Here is a 5196-nt window from a genome sequence, read left to right as displayed (position 1 = left end):
ACTCCTTGCTCAATAATTCTTTGGGAATCTCCATAAAATTTACATTTTTCAAATTTAATAAATAAAAAAAACTACAAGTAACAATACCTGTAGTTTTTCATTTACACAATTTTATGGACAGTGTCAAAAAAATTGGGCGTTTAAGCATTGTTCAAGTGATGTTTAAACACCTTATTGTTAGCATTGATATTTATATAGCATCATATCTGTATATTTAGCTGTGCGATTGATATTGACATTGCAGGTGTTTATTTGAGCTCCTGTGAAAGGGTTATGCAAATGATAGTTGGTAGCAAACCATTCACACAGATCAACAATAGAACTTTTATTCGAGGTAAAGTATATATATTTTCCTGTTGACAAAACATTTAGTACATCTAGGTAATTTTTTAATTTCCAATATTTGTTAGAATTGTATGTACTGGTGTCAGTAGACAAATAAGGTGGATCAATAACAAACAATACTCCTTTGTCACTTTTAAACGCTTTAAACAAATCCATGTAATCCATTTTTACAACCTCTAAACCATCTAAGTAGCCATCAACTTGATAATCCGTTTTTTTTATGTTGTTGTAAAATGGCTGACGTTCTAAATCTTCATAGCTGGTTACAAATCTACCTGAGAACATAAGAGAAGAAGACAACGTTATATAATCTATATAATGTTTGTGTTTCTCTGCATCCCTAATTAGACTAAGTATCATATATCTAACGCTAGTTCCTATTTTTTCTTCTTTCGGTACATCTAAAAGATATGTACGTATTTTACCCAACAATTTGTTTGTCTGTTGTACAGATGTTAATCGCAAATGAAAATCATCAAAATCATTATAAATAACCCTGAGGTCTGGATAAGTTTTTTTTGCCACATGCGAGAGTAATCCACTACCTCCAAACAGGTCTACGATAGTAGTAATCTGATGATTTGATCTAAATTCTGTTAATACTTTTTTGAAGTTTGCAACGAAATTCCTTTTCTGCCCCTGAAACGGAAGGGGGGCTGATTTGTAAATTTTCTTTTCTTTCATTTTGATTGAATTTTTATTGTTTATACTTTTGTGGTCTCTGACTTACATACATAAAATGCGACGAAGCGTGACTGAAGGTCTTTAGCCCCCGGTCGTGCGCTTCGTCGCATTTTTGTTAGTATGTAGGTCAGAGAACTACTAACTAGCCGGGGGCTTTTTTATTCACCCGCCCCCTGATTGGGTGTTACTTCATAAACTCATATCTTTCACGATTTGAGTTAATGAAATAATTAACGTTGATTTTTGAACCCTTCATATTTCGGCATATATTTATAGTGTAATAAAGCTTCTATTAGTTCTAACGCAAATATATTAACACTATCATCTACAATAATATCAATTCTATTGCAATTCATTTTTATCCAATCCCCTACGTTTTCATGAGTAATATTTAAAGCGTTAAAATCATTATCTTTGATTATTGATGCAGCAAGTGTACTTTTAGCGGAACCTGGATTATAATGTTGACTTAAAAATCTAGCTGAACTTTTGGGACCAGCCTTTCCTATCTTTAAAAAGATGTCATTATACTTAAACATATAAACACCCATTTTATTTTTAGGTAAACCCTTCGGCTGATGTGGTATTCCTCTATTAATGATTTCGTAATTTTCTTTAGGAAGACGTTTTCCTAATATAGACGTAACCGATTGAATGATAATTTCAATTTCAGAGACTTCATGAGTAGTGTGCAAATTCATATTTTCTTTTAATTTTATTGTTTTTGCAAATTTATCAATTACAAACATGCACTTTCTTATAATGGTATATAAAAATATATTTGATCAATTCAAATCTTCCCAAATCTGAACTGATTAAATAGCAAAGCCGCCCTACCCTCACAAGTAAGACGGCCACACCAGTATTAATATCAAACAAAAGCTATCTCTTGCGCTTAATGAGCCAGATCATCAAAACAAGCAACGCCCCTACTCCGATCCACATTAACGTCTCTTGATACCATCGAAGCCTGTTTACCTCGACAATCTTATCAACCGGATACGGTACTCGGACCGTGTCTTGTATAAAGATGGAGTCCCGAAAGAACCGATCTTTGTAAAGTATCTTATACTTTTCAAGCCATACCGTGTCCCCTTTGATGGCAAAGTAAACCGAGTCGTACCGGTAGACCGAATCGCGCAGATAACGATCCTGGTATTCGACACGTACAGACTCTACCGGAACATAGACCATTTTCGTACAGCCTACCAGCCAAAAGGTAATACATATATATAATAGGACTCTCATAGTAGATTCCATCCCGCGATTACGTCTGACATATCAGCCTCTCTCCCATTCTCAACCTTGCTCATACCGGCCACGATCCGGATCATTTGCTCACGGTCGAAACTAATCTGATCGTCGGGCCCGATACCGGAATAACTACAAACCAGCGATACATAGGCAGCCGTGTTGTTCTCATTCTCCGGTGCCCAGCGGCTGATCATCTTTCTGATCGTGGTTAGCCGATATTTCTGGTAATAGTTCGACAGTATCTTAAACACTGCCCGGTAGCCGTGGGCCATCGATTTAAACTGCTTAAACTCTTTGTCCCGGCTAGGGTTTACTTCGCCCTGAAACACATCACTATTTTTTCTAATGTTTCCTGGATTGTTATTTCTCAACCCTCTGGGTAATTCATTCTTTTTCATCTTTCTTCTCCTCTACTTCTATTATATCCGCTTTCTTTGCGAACAGTTTAAATACATTCACTTTAACTTTTTTCCCATGAGCTTCAAAATAGTTTCCGTAACAGGAGTTTATTTCAAAGCCATAGACCACGAGCAAAACCAGTGCCGGGAGCAACGGGATATCAAACGGTATCCCGAATGCCTTATCTAAAGCGCCGGCAAGCAATATCCAACACAGATAGTCCACCATCTTATTAATTGTCCGTCTGCCGGCTCTCGACTTCCGGATCTTCTCCTTTCTGAATTTAGCGGCCTCAATGCCGAATCGTAGATCAACCAGCACTAACACTACGGCCGCCAACAAAAAGAAGCGTAGCGGATAGAGGAAGTCTACAAACTCACTCAACACGACTGCACCTACTCCATTTATTACATTCCTCTCATCCATATTCTTTGTTTTTCAGATTATTTGATTACTTTTAGAGTTCAATTTTAATTTATACATTTAAAATTGTTAATCAGAATATCCGCCTCCCTGCTGTGAAGTTCGGAGGCGGAGTTATTTATAATGACTGTATTAAACGGTTTATCAAGATTGCCAAAGCCGAATAGGTCGTACCCAATGCGGCCACCTCTACAAAAAACATCGGCCTCGTCTGCATATACCGGTACAGGAACACACCCTCCTTTTGTCGTCCAATAGAAACAATCGTATAAATCAAGTAGGCTAGCCAAACCGGAAGTAACACCCACCAACAGTTAAGAGCTACCCATGCCTGGGAAAAGCCGATACACATGATTGCTCCGGAAACGTGTACTTTATGCTGAAACGGATCACGTGCGTAGTCCGGAGCACAACCAACCATGATCATGCCAATCAGTGCCAGGAATGCGAGAAACTCGATGCCCGGTCGGCTCACCTCTAGGATGGCCGGCATAAGCAGGATTGGAGTAACCCACATGGTGAACCGGAACCACCACTTATGAGCCAGCGCGTAAAATGTCGCGCTGATCGAATAAGGTACACCTTTACCTTTGATACAAACCGCGCCAGTGTACAGACTAATGGCAAACACTGATAGGATCGCCAATACGGATAATACTAGTAATAATGTTGTCATGTTGTTTTTGTTTATGGCCAGATAACCTATTAATAAATTATTTTAACCCTGCAAGTTTTTTTTACTTGTAAAATACAAATACAACCCTTGTATTTTAAAAGTTATAGAATTGCTCATATTTGTACTTTTATCCTTACATTTACCCCGGCTGTTGTTCAGCCACCCTTATTTTTTCACTTTATCGGGGAGTTTTACTGTGAAGCAAGGCTCCCCTTCTTTGTTTCACTTTTTATGCGTTTTTATGGTTCGTAAGCATAATATCTAATTAAGACAGTGCCGTCACAATTGAGCGAAAGCACGTGTCCAAGTTGATCCGTCATTTTTTGCACTACTTGCCACAGAACCCGTACCCCAGTGTAAAACCCACATTCTTTGAGAATCGTATTGTGTTGATGTCCATCTATGTTTATTATTCCTAATAGCTTCACCTCCAATTATAGACATAAGACTATCTATTTCTGATTTCTGATTATATGATTCTTTCCATTCGCCCAGGGATCCTAGATAGCCATATTTTCCATGTTTAAAAAGCACATTCCGGCAATACATTGCAGCCAAAGCATTGCCGGATAGCTGGGTAATAATTTTATCCGTATTTTGAGATCCACTGTAATCCTTTTCTGCCGTAGATTGACTTGTTGTGGTGGTGATATTATTAATTGTAGTCCCATATCCTCCAAATGTTAAATACGAGGATTTCTCTTCTGGAGATATCACAAATCGACAATTGTTAGATTTTAAAGCAATTCCGACAGCCTCAGCGTTCCATAAATTATTCCAAGTGTTTTTTGTATACAGTCTCATATTTGTTCGATAAATATAGATACCATTAGGGGCGGCATCTACACTCAAGCTCCCATCTTCTTGATGATTCATAAATCTTCGTCTACTCATAGCCTGTCAGGTATTATGATCGTTGTTACACTGTCGTTCTTAACTACTACTGTCCCTTCTTCGATTTTCGAAGTAGGCAGATAATGAGGTGCTACCGTTGATCTGTAGCCGATAAACGTTATTGTTGTTAACACTGCCGCTAGTAGGATCATCAAATCCTGCTTAATTGATTGTTTCTGTATTGCTTGCATATTTATCTAAGTTTAATTCAAAAGTTAAAAACAGAGGATAGTTCGCTTTCGGATCGATTTGAGCTATCTCTTCGATGGTGGTGGCGGCATAGACAGCAGCCTCGTTACTAGCCCGACGATCATAAGTGCGTTTTGCGTATATCTCCAAGTACGGTAGATACTCCATAGCCCACGATATTGGCACTTTAAGCGGCTGTGGGGGCGTTGATGCAGACCACAAGATTGTCTCTGTCTCATTATCTGATAGCAATGCCGGCAGGGTAATACTGTATAGTGAGTTACGCAGATCCTTATCAATCCATAACTCAACGTTTGCCACTTCGACGCCTC

General features: G+C 38.3%; 7 protein-coding genes and 1 pseudogene. All 8 read right to left on the bottom strand.

Features of this window, described 5'->3' with window-relative positions; translation table 11 throughout:
* Nucleotides 1–177 precede the first annotated feature (177 nt).
* A complete protein-coding gene (locus M1P97_RS26060) occupies nucleotides 178–1029 on the bottom strand; it encodes a DNA adenine methylase (protein ID WP_249390612.1) in 852 nt (283 codons plus the stop codon).
* Nucleotides 1030–1259: 230 nt separating this feature from the next.
* On the bottom strand, nucleotides 1260–1778 hold the full coding sequence (locus M1P97_RS26055; RefSeq protein ID WP_249390611.1) for a hypothetical protein: 519 nt from the start codon (nucleotides 1776–1778) through the stop codon (nucleotides 1260–1262).
* 133 nt (nucleotides 1779–1911) lie between these two features.
* Nucleotides 1912–2277 carry a hypothetical protein gene (locus M1P97_RS26050; protein WP_195375496.1) on the bottom strand — a complete coding sequence of 122 codons (366 nt, stop codon included), beginning with the start codon at nucleotides 2275–2277 and terminating at the stop codon, nucleotides 1912–1914.
* A complete protein-coding gene (locus M1P97_RS26045; RefSeq protein ID WP_249390610.1) occupies nucleotides 2274–2681 on the bottom strand; it encodes a structural protein P5 in 408 nt (135 codons plus the stop codon). Before M1P97_RS26045 ends, M1P97_RS26050 begins: the two co-directional genes overlap by 4 nt.
* Complete coding sequence (locus M1P97_RS26040; RefSeq protein ID WP_249390609.1) at nucleotides 2668–3108, bottom strand: phage holin family protein; 441 nt, start codon at nucleotides 3106–3108, stop codon at nucleotides 2668–2670. The genes M1P97_RS26045 and M1P97_RS26040 overlap by 14 nt, the downstream gene beginning before the upstream one ends.
* 115 nt (nucleotides 3109–3223) lie before the next feature.
* On the bottom strand, nucleotides 3224–3736 hold the full coding sequence (locus M1P97_RS26035; protein ID WP_249390608.1) for a glycosyl transferase: 513 nt from the start codon (nucleotides 3734–3736) through the stop codon (nucleotides 3224–3226).
* A 324-nt stretch (nucleotides 3737–4060) separates the two neighbouring features.
* Complete coding sequence (locus M1P97_RS26030; protein WP_249390607.1) at nucleotides 4061–4657, bottom strand: hypothetical protein; 597 nt, start codon at nucleotides 4655–4657, stop codon at nucleotides 4061–4063.
* A gap of 180 nt (nucleotides 4658–4837) precedes the next feature.
* Nucleotides 4838–5196 (bottom strand): annotated as a pseudogene (locus M1P97_RS26025) (hypothetical protein); the annotation flags it as partial.

Source organism: Parabacteroides leei (assembly GCF_023369805.1).
Lineage (GTDB): Bacteria > Bacteroidota > Bacteroidia > Bacteroidales > Tannerellaceae > Parabacteroides > Parabacteroides leei.
This window is presented reverse-complemented; position numbering and strand designations above follow the sequence as displayed.

Coding starts and splice junctions, on each gene's coding strand:
- M1P97_RS26045 (WP_249390610.1), bottom strand. CDS start 2,681: ATGAAAAAGAATGAATTACCCAGAGGGTTGAGAAATAACAATCCAGGA.
- M1P97_RS26055 (WP_249390611.1), bottom strand. CDS start 1,778: ATGTTTGTAATTGATAAATTTGCAAAAACAATAAAATTAAAAGAAAAT.
- M1P97_RS26060 (WP_249390612.1), bottom strand. CDS start 1,029: ATGAAAGAAAAGAAAATTTACAAATCAGCCCCCCTTCCGTTTCAGGGG.
- M1P97_RS26030 (WP_249390607.1), bottom strand. CDS start 4,657: ATGAATCATCAAGAAGATGGGAGCTTGAGTGTAGATGCCGCCCCTAAT.
- M1P97_RS26050 (WP_195375496.1), bottom strand. CDS start 2,277: ATGAGAGTCCTATTATATATATGTATTACCTTTTGGCTGGTAGGCTGT.
- M1P97_RS26040 (WP_249390609.1), bottom strand. CDS start 3,108: ATGGATGAGAGGAATGTAATAAATGGAGTAGGTGCAGTCGTGTTGAGT.